Annotated in this window: 17 protein-coding genes; 9 read left to right on the forward strand and 8 right to left on the reverse strand. The window is 36.0% G+C overall.

Annotated features, from left to right (window positions below; translation table 11 throughout):
- Positions 1 to 239: 239 nt before the first annotated feature.
- The 8 genes from EDF66_RS07565 to EDF66_RS07600 form a co-directional block, all read right to left on the reverse strand.
- A complete protein-coding gene (locus tag EDF66_RS07565; RefSeq protein ID WP_132841690.1) occupies positions 240 to 2597 on the reverse strand; it encodes a TonB-dependent receptor domain-containing protein in 2358 nt (785 codons plus the stop codon).
- A 72-nt stretch (positions 2598 to 2669) separates the two neighbouring features.
- A complete protein-coding gene (locus EDF66_RS07570; RefSeq protein WP_132841692.1) occupies positions 2670 to 4010 on the reverse strand; it encodes a PepSY-associated TM helix domain-containing protein in 1341 nt (446 codons plus the stop codon).
- Between the two features lie 7 nt (positions 4011 to 4017).
- The gene (locus EDF66_RS07575; protein ID WP_132841694.1) at positions 4018 to 4716 is read right to left on the reverse strand and encodes a DUF4198 domain-containing protein; all 699 of its coding nucleotides are present in this window, start codon (positions 4714 to 4716) and stop codon (positions 4018 to 4020) included.
- 85 nt (positions 4717 to 4801) lie between these two features.
- On the reverse strand, positions 4802 to 6025 hold the full coding sequence (locus tag EDF66_RS07580) for a hypothetical protein (RefSeq protein WP_132841696.1): 1224 nt from the start codon (positions 6023 to 6025) through the stop codon (positions 4802 to 4804).
- A gap of 22 nt (positions 6026 to 6047) precedes the next feature.
- A complete protein-coding gene (locus EDF66_RS07585; protein ID WP_132841698.1) occupies positions 6048 to 8471 on the reverse strand; it encodes a TonB-dependent receptor in 2424 nt (807 codons plus the stop codon).
- Between the two features lie 133 nt (positions 8472 to 8604).
- The gene (locus tag EDF66_RS07590) at positions 8605 to 9804 is read right to left on the reverse strand and encodes a hypothetical protein (protein WP_132841699.1); all 1200 of its coding nucleotides are present in this window, start codon (positions 9802 to 9804) and stop codon (positions 8605 to 8607) included.
- 9 nt (positions 9805 to 9813) lie between these two features.
- The gene (locus EDF66_RS07595; protein ID WP_132841701.1) at positions 9814 to 10416 is read right to left on the reverse strand and encodes a hypothetical protein; all 603 of its coding nucleotides are present in this window, start codon (positions 10414 to 10416) and stop codon (positions 9814 to 9816) included.
- 21 nt (positions 10417 to 10437) lie between these two features.
- Positions 10438 to 11010, reverse strand: coding sequence for an RNA polymerase sigma-70 factor (locus EDF66_RS07600; protein WP_243655449.1), 573 nt, complete (start codon positions 11008 to 11010; stop codon positions 10438 to 10440).
- A gap of 466 nt (positions 11011 to 11476) precedes the next feature.
- On the opposite strand from EDF66_RS07600, the gene EDF66_RS07605 reads away from it, so the two are divergent.
- The 9 genes from EDF66_RS07605 (at position 11477) to nadE (ending at position 23041) form a co-directional block, all read left to right on the forward strand.
- On the forward strand, positions 11477 to 12685 hold the full coding sequence (locus tag EDF66_RS07605) for a TlpA family protein disulfide reductase (RefSeq protein WP_165902397.1): 1209 nt from the start codon (positions 11477 to 11479) through the stop codon (positions 12683 to 12685).
- Positions 12686 to 12692: 7 nt separating this feature from the next.
- Complete coding sequence (locus EDF66_RS07610) at positions 12693 to 12872, forward strand: hypothetical protein (protein WP_132841704.1); 180 nt, start codon at positions 12693 to 12695, stop codon at positions 12870 to 12872.
- A gap of 949 nt (positions 12873 to 13821) precedes the next feature.
- Entirely contained in the window at positions 13822 to 14742 is a 921-nt protein-coding gene (locus EDF66_RS07615) for an ABC transporter ATP-binding protein (protein ID WP_132841706.1), read from the forward strand.
- Entirely contained in the window at positions 14739 to 16304 is a 1566-nt protein-coding gene (locus EDF66_RS07620) for an ABC transporter permease/substrate-binding protein (RefSeq protein ID WP_132841708.1), read from the forward strand. The genes EDF66_RS07615 and EDF66_RS07620 overlap by 4 nt, the downstream gene beginning before the upstream one ends.
- Positions 16305 to 16598: 294 nt before the next feature.
- Positions 16599 to 17639 (forward strand): helix-turn-helix domain-containing protein, encoded by a 1041-nt coding sequence (locus EDF66_RS07625; RefSeq protein WP_132841709.1) that lies wholly within the window; start codon positions 16599 to 16601, stop codon positions 17637 to 17639.
- Positions 17640 to 17738: 99 nt separating this feature from the next.
- Positions 17739 to 19388 carry a serine hydrolase domain-containing protein gene (locus tag EDF66_RS07630; protein WP_132841711.1) on the forward strand — a complete coding sequence of 550 codons (1650 nt, stop codon included), beginning with the start codon at positions 17739 to 17741 and terminating at the stop codon, positions 19386 to 19388.
- Positions 19389 to 19958: 570 nt separating this feature from the next.
- Entirely contained in the window at positions 19959 to 20768 is an 810-nt protein-coding gene (locus tag EDF66_RS07635) for a ribose-phosphate pyrophosphokinase (RefSeq protein ID WP_132841713.1), read from the forward strand.
- A complete protein-coding gene (locus EDF66_RS07640; RefSeq protein WP_132841715.1) occupies positions 20761 to 22269 on the forward strand; it encodes a nicotinate phosphoribosyltransferase in 1509 nt (502 codons plus the stop codon). Before EDF66_RS07635 ends, EDF66_RS07640 begins: the two co-directional genes overlap by 8 nt.
- Positions 22259 to 23041: an NAD(+) synthase gene (nadE, locus tag EDF66_RS07645; RefSeq protein WP_132841716.1), complete on the forward strand. Its 783-nt coding sequence runs from the start codon at positions 22259 to 22261 to the stop codon at positions 23039 to 23041. Before EDF66_RS07640 ends, nadE begins: the two co-directional genes overlap by 11 nt.
- Positions 23042 to 23052: the final 11 nt, after the last annotated feature.

Below are 23052 nucleotides of genomic sequence, written 5' to 3' on the forward strand. Positions count from 1 at the left end.
TCCATGTAGTAAAGCGTATACCTAAGATACCAAACAAATATCTTGTTCCCAAATTGATTTGTTTCTATTTTTAATGAGCAGATTTTTTCTTTTCCTAAAATTTTTGAAATGAATTATTGTCCAGCCATGGTCAGGAGTCGATCAATAACGGACCTGGTCAAATAGCGCCTTAAGAATGGCGAATTTGACAAGATCCGTGCTACCTTGACGTAATAGTATAACATTTCGGTTATTGTTTTTTAATTACCAAACCGGTAGCTCAATGACAGTAACACTTTTCTGTTATCTGGAAAATCTGAATAAAATACTTTTAGGTTCCCATATTCACTTACCAGCTGAGGGTTAGCATTTCTAAGTAAGCCATTTGCGGTCAGCTTAATCATACCCCGCTCTCCGAACATTTTCTTTTCTGCCGCCAAATCTAAACCATACCTTTTGTCAGTTCTTGAAGGTCCTGTTGTAACTCCTGACCGATAGTAAGCTGCTATTTCAGCGCGGAGACCATATTTGAATTGAAGTGTGTGACGGCTATTGGCTGTCCAGCTGGATCCTTTTGAATCTAGGTTAATCGTTCCAATTTCACCAGAATAGTTATTGTAAAATGTATTGATGTAATGACTTGCTGTCCACCATGTACGTAATGTCTGATTGTACATGATACTTGCGCTATAATTCAGATAACGTCCAATATTCTCGGGTCTCGATAAATTTTCTCCAACTTGATCACCTTGACGAACAATCCAGTTGATGATGTCACGTCCATAGGAAACGCCTAATGTGGTGAATAATTTATTTTTATACCCATGACCTATCTCAGTGATGTAACTCTTCTCCGGTTTTAAATCTGGATTCCCTTCATTGTAACTATAAGCATCTTCATAGATCCGAAAGATATTGATGTCGTGATCGCCCGGTCGTTCAATACGACTGCTGAATGATGTTCTTAATGTGTTTTTGTCATTCAATTGGTACAACAACGATCCGCTCGGGAATAGGTCAAAATAACGCTGATCATTTTTCTTATTCAAGGTGACTTGATTGGCATTAATAAATGTATATTCACCACGGAGGCCAGCTTGATATTCGATCTTCTTGAATTTACCAGAGTAGATGGCATATAGGGCTTCAATGTGTTGTGTATATTGAAAACGGTTTGAAGTGGCATGATCGCGTATCCATGAACCCTTATCCAGTATGGTATTGACCACATCGTTATTGATAAAAAAGTACGTCCCCTTCCAGCCAAGTTCAATTTTACTCGAATCAGTTAGTGGTTTACTATAATCTAATCTTCCGGAATATGTCGTATTACTCAAATCCTGTACATTGGTCCGTCCGATAGCGGTTTTTTGATCCGTTCGTAAATTGAATTTCTCTGTTTCAAAGCGATTATTATAGTCATTACCGTGAGGAGCGAAGTCAAAATTAAATTTTAAAAAGTGATCTTCACCCTCGTATTTGTTGACATAATTAATATTAAATGTCCAATTCTTGAAAGACTCATCAAAATGATTATTGCTAACTGCGCGTTCAGTTTGTATGTTTTCCGGATAATTCCAGCTATCCATCTCGATGGATGCGTATGGCTTATAATTACCCCTCATCCAGTGCACACTTCCATCAAGGATTCCGCCATCGGAAAATTCATATTTTGCGCCTGCCCGAACGCTATGAAAAGCGGCGTCATCGAGTTTTTTGTTTTCTAGTTGCCGTTGAAAGGAAGTTAAGTTTCCTTGATCAAAAAAGCTTCTTTCGGTCAGATTGTGACTATTGCTGCGGTCATAACTCTTATTGCCCTGAACGTACATATCGAGACCATTGACCTTATAATGCAGACCTCCTCCAAAACCACCATAAAACGCTCGCCCTTGTCCAGCTCGGACAAAAGCATCCCCACCAAAGCCTACCTTTGTATTTCGCTTGGTCACGATATTAATAATCCCTGCTGTTCCCGAAGCATCTTCACGAGCCGAAGGATTGCTGATCAACTCCAATTTTGAAACTTCAGATGCCAGAAGTCCACGCAAGATACTCGCGAGCTGTTCTCCAGATACATACATGTCGCGGCCATTGATACGCACATTAGCACCGGCACGGCCTTGAATTGAAAAATTCCCTTTTCCGTCAGAGACAAGACCAGGGGTCTTTTCGAGGAGCTCGAGGACATTGTTTCCTTCAGCCAATACACTTCCTTCGATATCAACAACCATCTTGTCGGCATACTGCCGTACACTGGCTTGCTTTCCGATCACCTGGACGGTTTCCATCCTATGTTCGGACGGTTGTAAAAAAGCGGGTACTATTGTCTGATCTGTTCCCGACAGTTTGTACATTTTACTGTTCATCGTCGTGTAGCCAACGGAACTGTAACGAATCACATAATCGCCATTCTTGGTCGCATGCAATTGAAATGATCCATCCTTTGCCGCATCTGCCTGCATGATTAATGCCGAATCGGGTAAACGTAAAAGACTTGCTGTAGCTCCTTTAATTGAATGTCCATCTTTGTCAAATATTTTTCCAGACACCTTCGTCTGTGCTACGAGTCCCATAGAAGAACTTGAAAGCAGAATCGTTAATAATGTAGATCTCTTCATAAATAGTATCTCTTGTTCTTTCTAAAGAAAGAACCCTCTTAAGCATAAATTAAATAGTGATGATTAGGAAGCCTATGTTTTGGTGGTTTTTGGCCGAAAACGTATCGACTTTTTTCTAATCGTTGCATCTGCTTCCGTATTTTGAACTTGCATAGCGTCATGGGCAACTGTTCCTTTTAAAGGTTTATTACGCCCTTTTTTCTTTCCCCATTTCCGGTTGTACCAGATTATAAAACCTGTAATAGGTAAGGAGCCAGCGATGAAGGTCAGAATAAATGCTAACACTTTCGTGGGAAACCCCCAGATGGAACCAACATGGATATCATAATTGAGTCTTCTAAATTTTTCACCTGCATGGAGTTCATAAAAATCCTTATTAAATAGCGAAATATTGTTCGGTAAAAATGTGCCCGTATACTGGTCGAATGAATAATAGCGATTGTTGTACTGCCTATCCATATCATTTCTAATGTATACTGAAATCGTGGCATCTTTTTTTAAGGTATCCGGATAGGTGATTGTCAAATAATGTGGATCTTTATATTGCGTAAGTATAGTTCGGATTTCTCGATCAAAAGCTTTTGGAAAGTGCGCCAATTGATCAATCTTCGTTGAATCTGAATGAACAGATGTCCGTTCGGCTAAAGGCTTTCCCCAGTTTGTAGACCAATATAGTGCTCTATTGAACCATTCTAGACCATAATACATACCGGTTACAGCCAGTAATAGAACCAAAAGGAAAGAATAAAAACCAACTACATTATGGAGATCCAAGTTGACTCTTTTCCAGCCGGCCCTCCACTTGATCCGGAAGCTTTTCTCACGTGTGGATTTTGTCCATTTTTTTGGATACCACCACACCAACCCTGTGATTAACGTCAGACTGAATATCAGCGTCGCATAATTGACAATTGGACGTCCAATATCTCTCGGTAGCCAGAGAAATCGGTGTCCACTGAGTGTCCAAGCAAAAAAGCTATTTAATTTTTTTCTTAACTGTGCTTCTTCCGAATTATCCTCCATTTGCAGGCCTAAGTATTTACCAGTGTAAGGGTGTAATAAGTGCACCTGCGGTTGTGTTTTTTTAGTATCGTCTTTGTCTTTTACATGAATGGTAAAGGAAACGGGGTGATCTCTTGTATAAGTAATACCTCGTACAACAGTATTTGGATAGAGTGAGTCCGCAAGACTAAAAATGCGCGATGGAGCAATCAACGATTGGCTGGAAGCAAGGATATATTGTCTTTCTTTTTTCGGAATGGCAAGATCTGTGATTTCATGATTGAAAACCCAGAGGCAAGCCATCAAGCAGATGACAAAGACAATAATCCCGGAAATTAATCCCAGCCAAAGGTGTAGCCAATTATTAACCAATCGAAATATCGACGTGTTTTTCCTCTTTCTTACAGCCATCCTCAATTTATTTTACAGCAAAGCTCATCGAACTCGTTCGGCTGTACTCTTCAAAATCCTGTCCTGTTACTTTTTCTCTTTTAGAGACTTCAGCATAATATTTGCCTTTCCATTCGGGAGTAAATTTGACTCGACCTTGCTCATCTGTTTCCAGCCATTTAATCCAGCCACTCGGTGCAATGATTTGAACCGCGGTATTGGATGCAGGCTTGCCTTTTTGGAATAAAGTCAGAGTGACTTCTTTTTTATTTTTAAATGCAGTTTGTTCAGCGAAGACAAATAATTCATTATCAAGGTGCGTTGCTGTATTGCCAATGGTGGAATTTCCGACTTGAATGGTTGCTATTGCATTGATCTGATATTGTGTTTTAGCGCCTTTCTTCCTTTCGGTATCTCTTTTTAGAGAAACATGATACACGCCGTCTTGGTCAGGAATGAATGACGTCAAAAGGTGATCATCCTGTGCTGTAGTGATTAAAGACGAGGTGCTGCCATCCGGTTTAATCAGTGTCAATGTAATTTCCATACCTGCTTTGTACCACCACCATTTGGAGATGACTTCATGTTCATCAGGTTCGCCATAGACTATTTTTATAGCGTGGGATTTTCCTTGAATGCCCTTTAGTGAGGTTTCAATAAATACCGCATGTGCCGAAGCCGATAGAACGATAAAAAAGGAGAGGAGTGTGAATATTAATTTTTTCATATAGTTTAACTTTCGGGTTTTTGAATAGAGAAATACCGAGCCGGAATGTGATACCTCCTCGGTATTTCTTAAAAGGTGTTTAATTTTATTTGAGTTTATTCAGATGATAAACTTGCGTAATTCCCGGGTCGATCTCGGCGCCACGTTTTACGGAATTATTAGCCGGATCGTATTCATATACAAACCATTTCGATTCGTCTGTTTTGAATACATCGTACAGTTTACCATTCTCCATAAAATTCATTGTTGTTTTTGATTCACCGCCACCAACTAGAATTCTTAGATCCGCAATAACTTTTTTGTTTGAAGGATCTATGACATATGGACTGATATAAACTTTACCGTTTCCTAATTTTTGTACCTGTGCAGTACTATTTTTGAATACATTATAATCTTTTAAATCAAAGAAATAAGTTGGATCGAAGGTCGTTTCGCCCGATTTAATACGTAAAAGAGCATAGGTAGCCACATTGGTTTTTTTAGTTACGATATACAGGTCGTTATTATCGTCTGTGAAAGACAGTGTTTGTACCTCCCAGTGTCCAGCGGTAAAGCCACCGCGTCCATCTTTTATAATTTTACCATTGGCCAAACTTGGGTAATCGCAAACATACATGTATGCTGTATCGATGATATCCTGACGTGTCTCATTACTTCTATATTTGTGACCAACAAATAATTTGTCACCTCTTTGCGTGAAGCTTGTCGGTACGATATAGGGGTTATGATCTTTTCCTTCTGGAGTTTTAGGATTAAATTTGATCATTGGTATTTCCACACCCACTGTCTTATTGATGGTCATGTTGTTGACATTCATAAAGTAGATGGGTTGTTCCAGTACATTTTTCTCTTTATTCGTAACACCGGCCGTTTTAGTGACGACCATTTCATCTTTTGTACTGATATCTTTTAAAACTTTTCCTAAATAAAAATTTCCAGGGAAGGCATAGTTATTGGTCTCTTTCCAGGATTTGCTATTTAGGATTTCAAATTGACTAAACCTTGTACCATCATTGGATATATAGTATTTCCCTTCATAGGCATAGGCGTAAATAGCATAAAAAGATGCGGGAAGGTGAGACGTAATATCGATTCCTTGATTGTTGTTGGGAGTCAATAGAGTATCTTTCATCAAATTGTCTGCAGTGAGCAGATAGGAAGAACCCGATGCGGTCGTCACCCATATACTATATAAGCTATTTGAATTCTGTGTTGGCTTTTCAGGGCTGGTGATTTCCGGAGACTTCTTACAAGAAGAAAATAATACTGTCGCAGCGAATATTGCGATGGCGAATTTGTTGATTTTCATAAAAAATATGTATTTATTGTTTTTACATGATTGATAATCTCAGCTTGACATAAAATGCCCGTCCAGGCTTTTGGAGGCGAAAGTTGTCGTATGCTCTTTCATCTGTCAGGTTTCTGGCTTCAAAGGATACGTTGTATTTATTACGATCCCAAGCATAGCTAAGTACAGCGGAATGGATATTTTGAGACGGAATATGATCTTTGGATTCAAGAGAACCGAGGTATGCTTCTGTAAGGTAAAACCAGTGGGAATATTGATGTAAATAGGATAATTGTATTCTGCTTCCTTTTTGAAACCAGTTATTCTGGATAAGGCTTACATCTACGTTTCCATAGATCCATGGTCGATTGGCAAGTTGGTGGCCATAATTTAAGCTGACCTGTTGATTACCGGAATCATCTGTGTATTTTGCATTGTCGATGGCTTTATCGTAAGAGCCATTGAGCGTAATAGCAAAAAGATCCTTAAATCCATATTTCACTTCAGCTTCAAAGCCATAGAGCTTGACACCATCAACGTTGTAATATTGAAAATAATCGTTTCCATTCTGTGTAACGGCGCGGGTGTTAATATAATGATCTGCTAATCTGTAGAAACCCGTTACATCTACATTGATAAAATGATCCTGGTTGATGAAAGTATTGTAGTAAAATCCGGTGTTGATATTATCGCTGCGTTCAGGTTTTAAATCCCAATTTGACGTAATATTTTGGCCGTCGCCAAAAAGGCCCGTCATGGATGGTAAGTTATATGCTCTTTCATACGACAGCTTCCATCCACCATCTTTTGTGATTCTATACCTTGTGGCAATACTCATGCTATAATAACTGCCTTGTTTTTTTTGATGAATGATGTCTCCACTTAGCAAATCGTTATTTCCATCAAATTTTCGTTCATCAATATCTTTGGATGCATCTAATCGATAATATTTTATCGCTAAAACATTTGATAATCGTTTATCAAACCATTGGTTTTGCCATGATAAACCTAAAATATGTCTTCCCAAATAGGATGGTAATCCAGATCGGTCGTAGTTCCCGATTCTATCATATTCTTTTTGGTTGTTGCTGTTAAAGTTGTAGTTGAAGTTTAAACTTTGATTGCGGGCTTCATCAAAATCGTAGTTTAAATTGACCCGCGCTAAGTAATTCGACAAATTATACTTTACATCTTTCTGCGGGTTGGGCGTTGTACCGATTTGATTTGATATCCAACCTCCAGACCAGTCGTAATTATACAATGCGGTATCTCTTACATATCGAGTGTCGTAACTATAACTTGTGAAAACGTCGGCGTAAAGACGGTTTATAACGAAATTGTTTTTTTTGTAACTCAGGGTTGGCATCAAATAGTTACTTTCAGACCATGATCCGCCATACACCTTGTTAATGGAAGCTCCTAGTTGGTTCTCTTTATGATTTTGGGAATAAGTCAGACCTGCATAAAATTGATCAGCCCAAGATACATCCCTGAAACCAGCTTCTAACTGTCCCATGGCAGAAGTGTAAGCATCGTTAAATCGCTTGACTTTGGGCACGGGAACAAATTTATTATCGACAGTCTTTTCTAAAATAACATTGTACTTTTCGGCTGTGTACATGGTATAATCATTGTCAGAATGATTGTAAAATGCATTCATTCGGAGTGATAGTTTGCTTTTCGGATTGGTAAATGTACCCACTACTGCGGCTTGATGCGTATTGAAGGAGCCAAGCGAATAACTAAGGTCCAAATAAGGTCTTGCGCGACGTTTGGTAATGATATTGACGGCACCACCTAAGGCATCAGAACCTAAAAATGCAGGTACTACACCCTTATAAACTTCAACACGGTCTATAAGATTGACGGGGATATTATTTAAAGACATTGATGTACCAAAGTTCTCCATGGGAACACCGTCGATGTAAATTTTTGCATCTAATCCATTGATCCGAAATATAAAATTGGATCCCAATCCACCATCTTCACGTATCGTTACTCCAGTGGCTCTTTTCAAAACTTGGGTTAAATTTGCCGCTTCATTGGCATGCTTGTTCATATCAATGACGCTCACATTGAATCCTGAACGCTTTATCGATGCTACTTGATGCTCATTTTCAGTTTTTCCACGTGCGGATATAGTAACTTCATCGATATAATTGTGATCTTCTTTAAGCTGAAAATCCTGTATTAATTTATTGTCTAAGGTTCTTTCTTGAGGTCTATATCCAACTGCGGTCACGCGTATAATGGCTTCATTAGATACTGTTGTCTGTAATTTATAATATCCGTCTACATCTGACGAGGTACCCATGGGTTGATCTTTAAGAAGTATGGTGGCTCCTACAATCGGTTTTCCAAAGTTATCTTTGACAAAACCTGAAATAGCATTCTTTTTGGAGGTTTGTGCCTGAGTAAATACAGTAAAAATGAATAACAGTACAAAAGTAGATGTTGACTTCAACATTTTATTTAGATTAAGTATATATAAGAGGGTTGCCTATACTTATCAATTACCGAATGTTGATATTCGTTATTTTTTTAAAAAATATACAAGTGGTTGATTATGAGGTTTATTTTTTTAATACGGAAATGTATTATTACTTCAAATAATTCATACGGACGGTAAAGTTCGTCGTATTTGGAAGTTTGATACCTTTCGAAATTTCTTTTGTCTCCAGGTTATATTTCCAAACGCGATGTTCGTCATTTGAATCATCTATGGCTATATATACGAATTTTTTGTCAGTCCAGACATTTTCTTTCTGCGTACCTTTATCCAATGGAAGGTCGATTTTCTCAATGGAACCGGATTTTAAATCCACTAATCGATATTCAAACTGATAGACAGCATGAAAATTAGAGAAATCTGTATACAGTTTCTTTTGCTCATTACGGATAATAGCCCTTCCATTGCCAACGTACCATATCCCGTAAGCGTGATTTCCGATTATCTTCGAAATATTGATCATATAGTCTTGATCGACTAGCTGCTGCCCTTTATTTTTTCTGAAGATAGCTGTTGGTAAATTGGGGTTATTACCTAGGGCTATACCCGGGTTAGTCATAAAATAGTAATCACCCTGTTCATCTTTAAAACTATAGGATTGTATGATATTGAAGCCTCCAGGATAAGTTGAACGGGTTTCTTTCTGAATATTTACAAGTTTAAAGCTGTCGTATTTTATGGTTGCGTAATAGGTTGTATCGGAGGTTGTATGTCCGTATTTTCCAGTAGCTTTAAAAAAGGAGTAGGCTAACCAAAGATCTTCATTTTCAACATCGACAAGACCGAGATGTAGTGACTTGTATTCTTCTGTCGCAAAAGGTAAGACAAGTGTATCTTCTTTTATGATTTTCATAGCGGCAACATCGATCTGATAGACGTGGGCTTGAGATTTTTTTTCCGCAAGATCTTCTCTGCAAACTGCAATTAGATTATTATTATCTTTCCATGTTATGGTTTCAAAATCACTGTTCTTTAATGGTAGGCTGTCTATAATAACTAAGGATGAACCCTGCAATTGATATTTAGTAAAAACACTTGTTCTACTTGATAATCGATAAAAGAAGCCGTTTTTATAAATATATTCTCGCTCTTGTATACGGGCGGTAGAAAGTTGGATTTGAAGAGTTGGGCTATCTGTATCATCTAAATTTTCAGAAAACAAAAAGCTTGTTGGACTTTCATCTTTGTTGAACAGGCAAAAGACAAAATTGGGATCTATATTTTTTTCAGGAGTTTGTTTACAAGAAAAAATGAAAGTTACAAGGAAAAACAACACTAGTAATCGCTTCATGCTTGTGTATTAAATGCTTTGAAATTGTTCTCTGATTTTAATTTGCATATTTGATGGTAAAAAAGCCAGATCACTTTTTTGAAACGCCACGATTTTACCAAAATCTGGAGAATCAGACACAAAATATTCTCTTCCAGCTTTAAATACTAACATATTATGATTACTGTCCAGTAGTTCGAAATCTCTTTTAGGTTTTAAGATAAAGTCTCCCGAAAAAGTCAGTGTTCTATTGACGAGATTAATATTAGCGGTACTATTCTTACTTAACTGCACATCGTAATGGTCTTCGATAAAGAACTTACTATTTTCAACAGATGTATTTGTAAAAGTATGATTATCCAAAGAAGGGTGGGTAAGATAAAAAATAGAACAACCCAACGCAAAAACGACCGCCGCCGCTGCTGCAATTTTTCCCCACTTTATTTTCCTGTTTAAAGTAGCATCTGTAATGATTTTATCCCATATCGCAGATCCAACTTCTTCATTTGCATGATTGCTTTCCGAGATGCTATCCCAGGAATCATTATTCAACCATTTTTCGACTAAATGCTTGTCCGCCTCTGAACATTGCCCAGAAGCATATTTTTTTAGTATTTCTTGGTTGATTTCCATTTTTTGATAATCCGAATACATTCAAAAGTACAAAAAAGAAATTAATAGAAATCGAGCAATGTTGATATTGCAATATTTTTTAAGTCTGATCTTAATAACAGCTAATGCCCTGCTGATATGATATTCGACCGCCCGTTCTGAAATTAATAAGTTATTTGCTATTTCTTTATTGGTCAATCCTTCGTCGCGACTCAGTTTATAAACATTTTTGCATTGCGTTGGCAATGAGTCCACCGCATTATCTAAATGATTTTTAAGTTCTTTGTAATACAGATTATTATCCTCGTACAATTCACTTTTACTGTTTGAAATCAAGTCATGATGCCGCTCCTTATTCCCTTTATTTCTTAGAAATTCCAGCGATTTTAATTTTACTGAACGCAATAGATAGCGTTCGGCATCTTGCAATTGAAGATGCTGCCTTCTTTCCCACAGTGATTTAAAAACCTCCTGAACGATCTCCTTGGCATCATCCTCGTCTCCAAGGCTTTTGAGGGCAAATGAATACATCCTCTTCCAATACAATTGGAACAACTCTTCAAAACGTCTTTTGTTAATCTCTATTTTATGTACTGAGGTATTCAAAGCGTTCAAATATACGTTCTATTTAGACTTATTACAAATAGAAGTTTGAATATATGTAAATACTCGTTGGGCCTTTCTTATATTGGCAAGTACTATAAGTTTTAACTTACTCAATAATAATCTTTAAGTAGGAAGTGTCGATTACCCAATTCATGTGGGCTCCAAGAGCAGCTTTTTTTGATTTTTGTCGTAATATCAGTATCGGGTTAGTGTGATATTGGATAGCCTTTGGATTCTAGCCGACAATCAAAGCTTATAAAGGACAATCAACGTTTGTTAATTTGTAATTATATTAAGTTTTTTTTATATTTAATGTACTGAAACTAATTAACCGAATAAAAATTCAAAAAGAAACTATCAAGGTAGTAATGTATTCATCAAAATGATTTGTCATTGGGAGTTGAAAAATGTTTTTCCTAGCTACTGTTGTATAGTTTTTTTGAAATTTCCAGAGAAATCTAAATATTATTTTAAAATGAATACTATCAAATTATATCTGGTTACGTTATTCTGTTTGATCAGAATCGGAAATATTTTCAGTCAAGAGAAAAGCATTAAAATACCATTATTAGAGGCGAAAAGCTACAGGGAAAGTAAAGGTAATTCTGTTGATATTCTAGGTGCAAAGGATGTTTGGATGAATGAAGGAAAAATAGATTCTATTTCATGGACTGTAGACCTTGATCTTCCTGCAAAGATAAGAAATGAAAATTCCATTAAACAAAAGTTATATATTGTTACCCGCAACCTGCACAACGATAGTATCAGTCTCGAGATTTCTAGAAAAAATAATATTTTTATTGATAAAGATATCGTATATCGATTTCATGCTGATTCTTTAAAGAAATGGAATTTGAAAACAGTTCCTGATTACATTATGAGAAAGGTCAAGTTCAATTTTAATTTTTTTAATGAAATTAATGATGATTATTATATCTTACCATGGGAAGCCTATTTTATCCCTTTTTCTATAGGTATGACCTACAACGATGCCCGTTTAAATGAAATGCCCTTATCAGTTCGAATTGGATTTAATAAAGTTGGACACTATGGTGAGGACATAGTATATGTTTCTAAAAGGATGTCGTTTAATAAACCTGAATTTAGGATATACAAGGAGGGAAATTATCCTCACGAGGATAAAGTTGCCAATAACATAAGATATAAAGAAAAGTATTCAGTTCATGATACTATTTTTATTGATAACAAGTTTATGCGAATTGATAGCGTGGATACTAATTTTTCAATGGTTTATTTGACTAAGATAAATGATACTACATCAGTACAATATATATCAGTCGATCTACAAAAAGAATTGTCAAAGTATTTTAGTAAATCTTCTAAATATTTGATCATCGATTTTTGGGGAACATGGTGCGCTCCCTGTGTAGCATCTATGCCCAAAATGAAGGTGATTTTTGAAGATGTTAAGGAGGTATCCTCCTTTGTGGGAGTTTGCTTTGATAAAGCTGATAAATTTGATCTGGCTAAAGAAATTTTAAATAATAATAAGATTCATTGGCCCCAAATTTATATTGACATGAGTCAACAAGAAGGTTCCATTATTTCTGAAATGCATGTGTCTACTTTTCCAACTTATATTATTATTGATAGAAAGGGAAGGATTGTCTTTAGAGACTCATCTGAAGGATTATCACGTTTAAAAGAAATAGTACTCAATTAACATTTTATTGTACAGGAATTTATTCAATGTCAATACATTCAGTCATCCCTACTTGAATTACGCCAATAGTTTAGCCTCTACTATACCTATCAATTCTGCTGGCGATGGCTTCGTCGATGGAAATGATGAGTGGAACCAACTGGATAAGTTGTGTACAGGTTTTGCCTCTACCCTTGGACAAGAGTAGAACAATGCATTTACCATTAACTATGCCTATAAGATTTCCAATAAGTCATGAGATAGTCTATACCTATTTAGCAATACTGAATATCGTCTTCAACATCGACTCCCAAAAAAGATGCCCTTGAACTGGAATGACATACCCCAATCAGCTATTTTCCTTAAAAGTTGTGTAGCAGTAGTGCACACCTACGCCAAATTAATAAATTATAAAATAAAGACATTATGAAACATTATTATTGCTTTGTTGATGAATTGTAGTATCTAACCCTTGATCATTATGGTGCGGTTACAGCAGTAGAATAGTTGTTGTTTACATCCCACTTCCCCCAAAAAGTACAGACATCGGAAATTAAAATTAATAACAGTTCAGAGGCCATCTTGTTTTTGAAAAAATAAAAAGGTGAGCAGTTGAACTGTAAAATAAATATCATCATTGTTCAGCAATCAGCTGATTATATGGCAGCCACACTAATCATGCTGTTTTGATGACTTTACCAAGATCGACCATGCGACTTTAGTCAATAATAGCGATAACAGGAGAGTATCTTACTGTTAATTCTTATAAGTAAATAAATTTTGAATTCATATGTTTAGGTAAGACAATATGTTGAGATGTGGCTTTTATGTTATATAAAAACATTATGAAATTATCATAGTAAAAGTGATAAAATATATGTAAATTGTTATATAATAGATTATTTGATCCTAACTGTTTTAATAATGAAGTTAAAATTTGTAATCCTTATTTTATTAATTAATGCTTTATCATCGGTATATAGTCGAGATTTTTCGGCATTTAGAAAAGATTTTGAATCTGCGCTAAATAAATCATTAATAAGATGAACTTCTGAAACCACATCACGAGGAAACAGCAGTAATAATAAATTGAAAGTTTTTCCAAACCACTCTGAAATGACAGTTCACAGACATACAACTAATTCAGTAATGTACCTATGATTACAGTAGAATCGGTTTCAAAGAGCTTTAACGGAAAGCCTGCCGTTGATCAAATTTCTTTTCAGGCTTATGATCATGAGATTCTGGTGCTTCTAGGAACGAGTGGTTGCGGAAAAACAACAACGCTAAAAATGATCAACCGCCTTATAGAGGCCGATTCGGGAGATATCTTAATTAATGGTCAGAATATCCGTGATCGGAAAATTGAAGATCTAAGGATGAGAATAGGTTTTGTTATGCAGCATTCCGGGCTCTTTCCTCATTATACCGTTCAACAGAATATTGCTATTGTCCCCAAATTATTAAAATGGGATAAAAGAAAGATCCAAAATCGAATGGCGGAGCTTTTATATAAACTTCATCTTTCCGAAGACATGCTTTCACGGTTTCCCGGCGAACTGAGTGGTGGACAGCAGCAAAGAGTAGGAATTGCCCGAGCACTCATCGCAAATACTCCTGTTTTGCTTATGGATGAACCTTTCGGAGCATTAGATAATATTACAAAAGCCGATATTCATGCAGCATTTAAATCCCTAGAAGAACTTAAGAATAAAACTATTATTCTAGTCACGCATGATGTACAGGAAGCATTTGAATTAGGACATCGAATATGTCTGATGGATAAAGGGAAAATTATTCAGACAGGAACCCCAAAAGAAATGCTGTATCATTCAAGAAATGACTTTGTTCATGATTTTTTTGCTGAAAACCATCTTTTATTGGAATACAAAATAGCCACTTTAAAAGATGTTTTAGGCTATATGGAACCTGAAAATAGATTAGAAGAGTTCGATTTCAAAGAAACGACAACCGTCTGGAATGCCCTACAAAAATTAAGTTCAGATTATAAAAACACCGGACATTATGAAAATCTGATCAAGGGGTTTAATGATTATAGAAAATTACAGATCGTATGATGCAGCAAAGTCTCTGGCAGTTTATTATGGAGCAGCATGAAAAACTGCAAACTCAGATTATACAGCATCTTGGGCTTACTTTTCTTTCATTGCTTCTGGCTATTGTTATTGGTGTGCCTTTAGGAATATTAATCGCCCGCAAAAGGAAATTATCAACTCCTGTTCTCGGATTAGCGGGAGTTTTACAGACAATTCCAAGTATTGCCTTATTGGGCTTCATGATTCCTATTTTTGGAATCGGTGCAAAACCAGCTATTATTGCCTTACTTATTTACGCGCTTTTGCCCATTATCCGTAATACATATACAGGAATCACAACGGTAAGTCCGATTGTTGTTGAAGCTGCAAAAGCTTTGGGGATGAATAAAAGTCAGCTTCTTTTTAAGGTCGAATTTCCGCTGGCAATGCCTGTAATCATTGCAGGAATAAGAACTGCTGCGGTTATTAATGTCGGAGTTGCCACTCTGGCTTCATTTGTTGCCGCAGGAGGTCTTGGTGAATTTATCTTTGGCGGAATATCGCTTAATAATACCAATATGATCTTATCTGGTGCAATTCCTGCAGCCCTAATGGCGGTTATACTAGATCAGGCAATTGCTGTTGTACAAAAATTCGGATATAGAATCTTTCATAAGTTAAAATATATCATTCCTGCATCACTTATCATGGTGGGAGTGGTCTATGGAGTTACTTCTATTTCCCATCAAAAAATTACAGCTGGTTTTACGCCGGAATTTATGGGAAGACAGGATGGAGATCTTGGTTTGCGTTCTGTTTACGAACTTAATGTAAATCCTGTCGTTGTAAGTGATGCCATTATGTATAAAGCAGCTTATGAAGAAGAACTCGATCTGATTAGTGGGTATTCTACTGACGGAAGAATTAAGGCTTTCGATCTATATGTTCTGGAAGATAACAAAAAGATATTTCCGCCTTATTATGCAGCTCCAATTATTAAATCAAAAACATTGGAAAAGTTTCCGGAACTTGAAGAAACACTTAATCTCTTGGCCGGAAAATTTAATGATTCTATTATGACGGATCTGAATTACAAATCCGACTATCTGAACCAAACCCCTGAAAAAATTGCGAAAGATTTTTTAATTAAAAATAAGTTATATAAAAAATCAAACCTTGGAAATGCAGGAACAGTGCGCATTGGCTCGAAGATATTTGGCGAGCAGTATGTTCTTGCCGAAATGTATAAAATGCTGATAGAAGGCTATACGAATTATAAGGTGCAGACCAAAACGGGACTGGGAGGAACTAAGATTTGTTTTGATGCATTGATGAACGATGCAATAGATTTTTATCCTGAATACACGGGAACCGGGTTGTTGGTATTGTTAAAGCCCTCAGATGGAGATCTGAAAAAGGTTACAAAAAGTCCAGAAGAAACCTATCAATATGTGAATTCTGAATTTCAGAAACAGTATGGAATTCAATGGCTGAGGCCCTTAGGATTTAACAATTCTTATGCATTAATGATGCGCAGGAAACATGCTGTTGAACTCCAGATAAAGAGCATATCCGATCTTAAAAAATATTTTGATAAAGAATAATATGAATAAATCAATTTAAAAGATCCATTTTTTATTTTCACCTCTATGATCCCAATAATGATCTGTCTGATCATCAGATGGAAAACCCTCAAAAGGACGGCGCTCTATTGAATGTTCCTTTTTTGCTTTCTACCGCAATAAAAAAGGAAAAACTGCCTTACTCTATCTTAAGAAAAATTTAATTACTGTACTGATATTTTTATGTAGTATTGTAAGAAAATTACTCGAACGTTTTTAGCGCGTAAATTGAGGCCAATTGTAAACAATTCCAAAAGAAAGCATATTTTTAAATTAATGAATATTCACAATCAACTATTATTTTTTCTAAGTGCTTTAGGTGTTTTTAATAGTCTTGTTTTGGGCTTTTATTTCTTATTTTTAAAAAGAAACAAAGTTGTATCCGATTTATTTTTAGGGCTTCTATTATTATCGCTAAGTACACGAATCGGAAAATCTATAATTTACAATTTTAATCCACAGTTATCAAAAACGTATTTACAAATAGGTTTGTCGGCATGTGTTTTAATTGGTCCTTTATTGTACTTTTTTGTTAAATCAATATTGCAAAAGCTTAATTATTCTTTTGCAAAATATAGTCTCATTTTTATAGTAATAGCTGTAGCTGTTTTTGGATTCCTTTTCCCATACAAGGATAATTCTGAGGTATGGAGAGGAATAATTTATTATGCTATAAATTTTCAGTGGTTTATTTTTATTGTATTATCCATTTATGAGGCTAAACAAATTTTCATGAAGTTAGTGACCAGTCGCCACCAGATTAGTTATGAAGAAACTTGGATATTATCAATTATTTGTGGTGTTTTTGCAATTTGGCTTTCCTATTCTTTATCTAGATATACGTCGTATATTTCTGGTGCTTTGACCTTTTCCTTTAGCTTTTACATTTCGTTTATGCTGATTTATTATGCAAAAAACAAAACGTTAAATCCTGTCATTAATAAAGAAAAATACATCAACAAAATAGATGAAAAGCTGGTAAAGGAAATTCAAGAAAAAATTAATATACTTTTTGAAACAAGAAAAATCTATACTAACCCTGATCTCACTTTATCAATTTTAGCAAAAGAATTAAATATTCGACCTCAATTACTATCACAATTAATTAATGATAATTTGAATAAAAGTTTTAGTCAATTTATTAATGAATATCGAATTGATGAAGCAAAACGATTATTAATTGAAAGCCCTCAGTTGAAAATAGATGCTGTGGGTTTTGAATCTGGCTTTAATTCGAGCAGTACATTTTATAGTTCATTTAGAAAAATCACAGGAACTACGCCTTCAAATTATCAAAAACATAATTTTTACTCCTAAAATATACATCCGTACTTCATTATGATAAACTTGGACTGATTTGAAACTTAAGCAATATATTTTTGAGGAACATTTTTAAATCATTAAAATCCAAAGCTTATGAGAAAAATCTTTTTCGCAATTTTATTTGTAATCCTATCAAATGGATCTTTTGCACAATCAGAACAGTCTCTCATTGAAAATTGTATTCAGAACTATATTAATGGTACATCTTATAATAAACCTGAAAATATTGGCAAGGCTTTTTATGCAGAAGCCAATCTTTTTTTAAGCCACAAAGAAAAACCTTTGTGTATAGCTCCAATTTCAGAATATGTCAACTGGTTTCAAAATGGGAATAATGGCAAATATTGTATATCAAGCAATTTTTCAGCACAAACAAATTCAGCTACAGAAAAGAAAATTGATTCCTTATTTTCTCAATACAATTCAAAAACTGCCGGTGTTGCAGTAGGTATTGTACAAGACGGAAAACTTATTTTCGAAAAAGGCTATGGGACCGCTAACCTTGAATATGATATTCCGATTACTTCAAAAACGATTTTTAATATAGGTTCTGTTTCTAAACAATTTACTACTTTTTCAATTTATTTATTAGAGAAACAAGGTAAAATCTCGTTGGATGATGATATAAGGAAATACATTCCCGAATTGCCGATTTATGAAAAAATAATAACAATTAAGCATTTATGCTCTCACACAAGTGGATTAAAAGATCAATGGGCATTGTTAACATTGGCAGGTTGGAGAATGGATGATGTCATTACTACCGAACAAGTAATGAAAATAATAACGAAACAAAAAGAACTGAATTTTTTACCCGGAAGTCAATTTAAGTATAGTAATACAGGATTTACATTGCTTACTGAAATTGTAAAAAGGGTTTCGGGAAAAAGTTTCAGTCGGTTTGCGAAAGAAAATATTTTCAATCCACTAGGTATGGAAAATACCTTAATATATGATGATAACGAAAAAATAGTTAAAAATAGAGCTTATTCTTATGGAAATGCAAACGGATTATACAGTAAAAGAAACCTTAACAGTTCTTCCGTAGGACCGACAAATGTTTATACAACTGTTGAAGATCTAGTTAAGTGGACTGCTAACTTTGAAAATCCTAAAGTCGGGGATGTTGATTTTATTAATCTTTTCAATGAAAAATCACTGTTAGATAATGGCAAACCTGCTATTTTAGCAGTAAGAGATGGAGAAAATATTTACCATGCCAAAGGTCAGTTTATCCGAAACTACAAAGGTCTTAATGTCTATAATCATACAGGAAGCGATGCTGGTTTTAAATCTTATTTAGGTCGTTTTCAGGAGAATAAATTATCCATCATTCTTTTGAGTAATGATGAAAGTTTTGTTTCATATAAGGCAGGAATGGACATCGCAGAATTTTATTTATCGGACAAATTTAAAGAGAGATCGCCGATAATTGAGTCTCAAATTAGAGTTGAAGAAGGCCCGGTATATATTGCCGCAACGAATTTAAAGGTTTTTGAAGGTCAATTTCAGAACTCTGATTTGGCATCACTTTTCACATTGAAAGTCATCAATGGAAAGTTAACAATGTCACATAACAGATTGAGTGATGCTGTGCTAACAGAAGTCGAAAAAGATAAATTTACAGGAGTCATTACTTTTGCCGTGGAAATCAATTTTCACAGAAACAAAAAAAATGAAATAACGGGATTGAGTATTACTAATTTTGGGGCAATCAATGTCAACTTTATTAAGTTGAAATAACTACCTAAGACGCAGATTGTAACTTTTAACAAATCAACTTTGAAATGACCTGCTCTAGGGTTACATCATTTTCTGAAAAACTGATGTCGTATTTTAAAATTTAGAATCAGTTATTGTGAGATTGATGATAGAGTTAAAATCAACAGCATTCTGGAGTTCTTTTATTCCTGGAAAAACAAAAAGGAGACTAGCTAAGCTGTAAACCAAGCACCACTATTGTACAGTAAGTAAGTGACAATATGGTCGCTAAAGTAACTATGAAGAGAGATGGCTTTAGCCGGGGAGACATCGTAACATTGTTAATGACGGAGGTAGATGGAAAGTATCTCAATCGATAAACGCGTACAAGTAAATCAGGTTTGAATGCATATGTTTATTTTAAAGCTACATCAAGAGATGTGGCTTTTTTGTTTACAAAGCTATTATAATCAAAAATTATTTGCCTTGTTTATCAGCTCTTTATATTTAGGATATTTTTTTCTGAGTAAAAAATACTCAGAAAAATTGTGTAAATAAAAATTAATACTCATATTTGTTGAGTAAAATATACTCAACATTAAAAAGAGAGTTATGATCGTATTAAACACCCACACAATAATCACAGAACAGTTTCCTAATAAAGAAACCAAAGTGAAAGATTTTGATTCGTATATCTTAAAAGATAACTTCCTTCAGTTCACATATCAAGAGGATGGCGACCTCATCAAACTTTTATTTGTTAAGAAAAGGCTTGAACAGGAACAGGTAAACTGTAAGTTAGTGATCAATTACATGCCTTACAGCCGTATGGACCGTAAGATTGACGGTGATCTTTTCACCCTTCAATATATCTGCGAGTTTATCAATGACCTTAACTTTGAAAAGGTTTATGTAGTCGAACCGCACTCTACCAAGACTACTGAAATGTTGCATCATTGTGAAGCCATTTATCCAGCATTAGATTGGTTGCCGTCCATCATAAATAAGCTTCAGTTTACAGATAGCGACCGTATCGTTTTTCCAGACAAAGGGGCAGCTTCACGGTATGAAAATGCAGGGTATGCTAATAGTTGCGTCTTTGACAAGACCCGTAATCCGCAGACCGGACGTATTGAAAATATGATTCTTAAACAGGGCGATATACCACAAGGGGCAAAGTGCATCATCGTGGATGATCTTTGTTCCGCAGGTGGAACTTTCCTTTGGGCAGGGCAGATTTTGAAACAAATGGGAGCCAGTGAAGTTTATCTTCTTGTCACACATTGTGAACCCCGTGCATTATCCGGTAAATTGCTCGATCAAGATTCGCCTATTGACAAAGTCTTTACCAGCACATCAATGATGCATGAGACGCATCCCAAAATAGAATACATCACCATTAATCTCGAAAACTATGTTTAATCCGATTAGCAAAAATCCCATCCTTTGGACAGACGGTTACAAGTTATGCCACAAAGATCAATATCCGGCCAAAACCAATTGGGTATATGAAACCTGGACACCCCGTATGTCACGGATAGACGGTATTAGCCATGTCGTATTTTTCGGATTGCAGGGAGCACTGGCAGAAATGACTCATGCCTTTGATCAGTATTTTTTCAAGCAACCGTTAGAAACAGTAGTGGCCGAATATGAAGAAGCTATCCAGCATGTTTTTGCAAATACCAATGCTAATTTTGCAGCTACTCACAGCTCAGCCCACATCAGTGCTTTACATCAACTAGGTTATCTGCCTATTAAAGTCAAAGCAATGAGGGAGGGAAGTTTAGTTCCTATAGGTGTACCTATGTTCACGATCGAAAATACCCATCCTGATTTTTTCTGGTTACCGGGGTACTTAGAAACTCAACTTTCAGCTTATATTTGGTCCCCCATGACAGCAGCTACCATAGCAGACCGGTATAAAAGACTATTGACCACTTATGCCGAGAAAACCGGAGATGTTCAAAAAGTACACAGCCAGGCAGGAGATTTCTCTATGCGTGGCATGGGCTCTCCGGAGACTGCATACCGGACAGCAGGAGGGCATCTCTTGAGTTTTACAGTATCAGCTACATTATCTGTAAGAAACTATCTTAAATCTTACTACGCCGCAAACAATGATGTTCTGATGTATACACCCTCAACAGAACATAGTGTTATGTGTTCATATGGGGAAAGGGAAGTTGAAGCATTTCGCCATCTCATCACTGAAGTTTATCCAAGTGGTAATATTTCAATAGTTTCTGATACCTACGACCTTTGGAACGTAGTAGACCAAGTTATACCGCAGTTAAAAGAACTGATCCTTGCCAGAGATGGAAAAGTTGTGATTCGTCCCGATAGCGGAGATCCGATCCATATTATCTGTGGCGATGAGGATTCCGATCGTGAAACCATTCGTAAAGGAATTGTTGAACGCCTGTTTGAAATCTTTGGTGGTACTGTCAATTCAAAAGGATACAAAGAATTAGACCCCCATATCGGTGTTGTTTATGGAGATTCTATTACGGTCGACCGTGCTGAAAAGATCTGCAACGGATTGATGAAAAAAGGTTTTGCTTCGACTAATACGGCTTTAGGAATAGGTTCGTACACTTATCAGTATGTAACTCGTGATACTTTCGGTTTCGCATTGAAAGGAACAGCAGAAGAAGTAGATGGACAATTTAAAGCCATTCAAAAACGACCTGCGACCGATACCGGAAACTTCAAAAAATCGCAAAAAGGTATGGTGGCAGTGATATTTGAAGACCATGATTATCGTTTGATCGATGATCTTAATCCAGAGACAGTAACAGCATTAAAGGATCGAGATCTTTTGAAAGATTTTTATATCGATGGTGAATTCCTTTTCACCAATACATTTGTCGAGATCAGAAATTTATTAAAACTAGAATCAAATCGCGTATATGGAAACTAAATTACAAAAGCCATTTGTTATCAATGATGACAATGTCGCACACTATGCAACTAAAATAGCAACATGGATCGCACAACAGGTTACTGCTGCCAACCGTAAAGGAGTAGTTCTAGGTATGAGCGGAGGGATAGATTGTAGTGTTGTCGCTTGCCTGTGCCATCTGGGCAAAATCGATACGCATTTGGTTATGATGCCCTATGGCAATGATATGACCAATACCCGCAGTTCACAGCATGCATTGGAACTGATTCAGAAGTTCAATTTCGCACACCATACTTTTGATATCCAACCAGCCGTAGATGCCTTGACTATCACCAATGTGACTTTCTTAGGACAGGCAGCAACTGTCAATCGAGCCTTAAGTCAAGCCAATATACGTCCGCGCATTCGCATGACTTACCTTTATCAGTTAGCGCAGCTTGGAAGCCGATTTGTGATCGGTACAGGTAATATGGCCGAGCGTACAGTGGGTTACTTTACCAAATGGGGCGATGGCGCAGCAGACCTTAATCCATTGGGTATGCTTACTAAGCAAGAAGTATATACATTAGCTAGATACCTCGGAGTACCCGATTCCATTATTGACAAGAAACCATCAGCAGGGCTTTGGGAAGGGCAGACCGATGAGGATGAACTGGGTATGACATATGGTCAAATAGATGCATTTATATTAGCAGGAACTTCAGGGGATGAAAATATCGATAAGCTAATTGATCAGCGTATAGCCTTATCAGCGCATAAGTTTGCCGCAGTTCCAATTTTTAATGATTAACTTTTAAGTAT

Source organism: Sphingobacterium sp. JUb20 (assembly GCF_004342035.1).
GTDB lineage: Bacteria > Bacteroidota > Bacteroidia > Sphingobacteriales > Sphingobacteriaceae > Sphingobacterium > Sphingobacterium anhuiense.